Origin of the sequence: Corallococcus sp. 4LFB (genome assembly GCF_046520365.1) — a bacterium.
GTDB lineage: Bacteria > Myxococcota > Myxococcia > Myxococcales > Myxococcaceae > Corallococcus > Corallococcus caeni.
Genome location: NZ_JBKGHJ010000746.1, coordinates 1 through 2,861, shown reverse-complemented (window position 1 = coordinate 2,861; position 2,861 = coordinate 1). Strand labels below are relative to the sequence as shown.

Sequence of the window (2,861 nt, the reverse complement as noted above, 5' to 3'; positions counted from 1 at the left end):
TGCGCAGGGCGCGCGCCAGCAGGCGCTGGAAGCTCTGCGGGTCCGCGACGCCCGTGGAGCTGGCGCACGCCTGGCGGAACATCTCCACCGTGTTCACGCCGTGGGTGCTGCTGCTCTCCTGCATCGCCATCAGGCCCACGCGGTCCGTGGCGACGTTGCCGCTGATGGCCAGCATGGGCACGCCGTCCAGGTGCGCGGAGGCCACGCCCGTCAGCGCGTTGGTGGCGCCCGGGCCCGCCGTCACCATGCACACGCCCAGCTTGCCGGTGGCGCGCGCGTAGCCGTCCGCCATGAACGCCGCGCCCGCCTCGTGCGACGAGATGATGAAGCGCATGGAGGCGTGCTTGCGCAGCGCCTGCTGGAACGGGGCGAGGTTGCCGCCCGGGATGCCGAACACCGCATCCACCTCCTCCGCCTCCAGGTGCGCGATCACGCAGTCGGCGACCGTCAGGTCCTCCACCGTCTTGAAGCCCCGCGCGTTCGTGTCCCCGTACATCGGGATCGCATCGCCGTGCCGAGCCTCCAGCGCGTTCGCAAGCCCCGTGGACGGCGCCTCGTGGCGCAGCGCCTCGACGGGCACCTCCGTCCGCAGGGAGGTCGACGTAACGGACTGGAGCTCAACGAGCGAGGAGTTGGACATTGAAGGACGTCTCCAAGGCCCCGGAACCCGTGTGCTCGGCAGGCCGTCTCCGAGTCGCTGCCACCGAGTCCGGGGGGACCTCGATGCGTTGTGACAGTTTTGCGGGGGTGCTGGAAAACTGCATCCCTTTAATAGCGGATAACCGAGCGAGTGTGAAGTAAAATTAGTGGAAAGTTCGCCTGAGGCTGGATTCTCACACTTCGCGACCGGTTACCACGTCTACCCTGGGACGTCGCCGGGTTCACGCGGAGAATGGGGCTCGCGCGCGTACGCAGGTGCAGCAGGAGTGGATCCACGGTGGGCCTGACTGGGGTAGGCTCGTGGGCACGCTGCTACCCGGCCGGAGTCGCACGGGAATGGCGCGCGCACCACAAAAACAACGTGGGGGTTTCATGGCTGAGAATCTGCGGACGGAGTACGGCTTCCGGATCAATGCGCCCGGCTACATCACCCCTGCCGAGGCCAAGGTCTGGTTCGAGGACCTTCGTACCAAGGTGGGTGTGAAGCGGGGGCGCCCCTTCGGGCTGATGGTGGACATCCGCAGCCAGAAGGCGAACCCGCCGGAGACCCAGGAGATCATCAAGAACGCGATGGGCTGGCTCCGGCAGAACGGCATGGTGCGCTCGGCGGTGGTGCTCGACAGCACCGTGGCCCGCCTGATGATGGTGCGCATGGCCAAGCAGAGCGGCGTGTACGAGTGGGAGCGCTACATCGACGCGTCCAAGGACACGGACTGGGAGCACAAGGCGATCGACTGGATCACGAACGCCACGGAGCCTTCGAAGGAAGAGGACGCCGCGGCCTGAGGTGAGTCCCGGGGTGATGGCGGTGGAGGCCCCCTTCGAGAGGCCCACCGCCTCCCCTGCCCGGTCGGGCCCTCCCGTCCCCCCCGCTACCCTCCAGGTCCTGTCCGTGATTCCCGGGTCCCCGCGGACGCCAGGCTGGTTCGGGGCGGTCCTGCTCCTCATCGTTGGACTCCTGGGGCAGGGCTGCGCCGCCCCCGCCGCGCCGCGTGACGGCCCGCTGGCGACGATCCCACCTCCACCGACCGCGTCCCCTCCCCCGGCCGCGCGCGTGCTGCGGGTGCGCGTGTACGCGGACGTGGACCACCGGGCGCGGGTCCTCCATTGGGAGCGGGCCTTCGAGGCGTGGCTCCAGCGCGCGAGCGACGCGGTGCGCGGCCCCCTGGGCGTGACGTTCGAGCTGGAAGCCGCGCGGGCCTGGGACCGGCGCGGCTCCGAAGGCCCGCTGGAGCCGGTGCTGGGGGAGCTGGAGGCGGTGGACGCCGGCGAGGACGTGGACCTGGTCATCGGGCTGGTGGCGGCGCCGGTGTCCTTCGACGGTGCCCAGCACGAGCTGGGCTTCGCGCGCGTGCTGGGGCGTCACTGCGTGCTGCGCGGCCTGGGTGCAGGGCTGCCGGTGGGCGCGCGGCAGCGGCTGGAGGTGGCGGTCCTGCTGCACGAGTGGGCGCACACGTTGGGCGCGCCGCACGTGCGCGATGGACGTGGATGGATGTCGCCGAAGTACGACGCGGGCCAGACGGGGTTCGACGCGCGGACGCTCGCGTTGCTGGGCGCGGGGCTCCGGCACCTGCCCGGGGCGCGCGTGGAGCTGGAGGCGCAGAAGGCCTGGGCCCGCGAGCTGCGTGGGGTGGTGGAGGCCATGACGGGCCCGGCGTGGGAGGGGCCTGAACGGGACTTCCTCCTGGAGTGGACGGAGCGGGTCCGGGCCTCCGGCGTGGTGCTGGGGCCGGAGGGCACACCCCGTTCGCTGACGCCGCTGGAGCGGCAGCGGCTGGCGGACGTCATCGCGCTGGAGAAGGCGGGCCGGCCGGAAGCCGCCGCGGAGGCCCTGGAGCCGCTGGCCGTGCGGCATCCCCATGACGAGCGCGTGCAGTTGCTGGCGTGCTACCTCGCGGTGCACCTCACGCCGGGGCTGGACGCCACGCGTGAGCGCTGCGAGCGCGCCATCGCGCGGTTCCCCGACGAGCCCTCCCTGCGCATGAACGTCGCGCTGCTGCACCTGCACGCGGGCCGCTTCGACGAGGCGCAAGCCAGCCTGGTGGCGGCAAGGAGGAACCTGGAGGCCCGGACGGAAGGCGAGCCCGCGCAGTGGGCGGACCTGGCGGCCCTCTTCCTGCGCGCCCACTGCGTGACGTGGGCGGAGGAGACGGCGGCCCGGGCGCCGGGGCTCGCGGCGTCGGCGGCGGTCCTGGAGCAGG

General features: G+C 71.8%; 2 protein-coding genes and 1 pseudogene. 2 read left to right on the top strand and 1 reads right to left on the bottom strand.

Annotation, left to right across the window (positions count from 1 at the left end; all coding sequences use genetic code 11):
• A partial coding sequence (locus tag ACLEQD_RS40555) for a thiamine pyrophosphate-binding protein (RefSeq protein WP_410391283.1) occupies positions 1-640 on the bottom strand: 640 nt, incomplete at its 3' end.
• Positions 641-1,032: 392 nt separating this feature from the next.
• On the opposite strand from ACLEQD_RS40555, the gene ACLEQD_RS40550 reads away from it, so the two are divergent.
• Both ACLEQD_RS40550 and ACLEQD_RS40545 read left to right on the top strand, forming a co-directional pair.
• Complete coding sequence (locus tag ACLEQD_RS40550) at positions 1,033-1,446, top strand: hypothetical protein (protein WP_171420662.1); 414 nt, start codon at positions 1,033-1,035, stop codon at positions 1,444-1,446.
• 268 nt (positions 1,447-1,714) lie between these two features.
• A pseudogene (locus ACLEQD_RS40545) lies at positions 1,715-2,861 on the top strand (hypothetical protein); the annotation flags it as partial.

Coding starts and splice junctions, on each gene's coding strand:
- ACLEQD_RS40550 (WP_171420662.1), top strand. CDS start 1,033: ATGGCTGAGAATCTGCGGACGGAGTACGGCTTCCGGATCAATGCGCCC.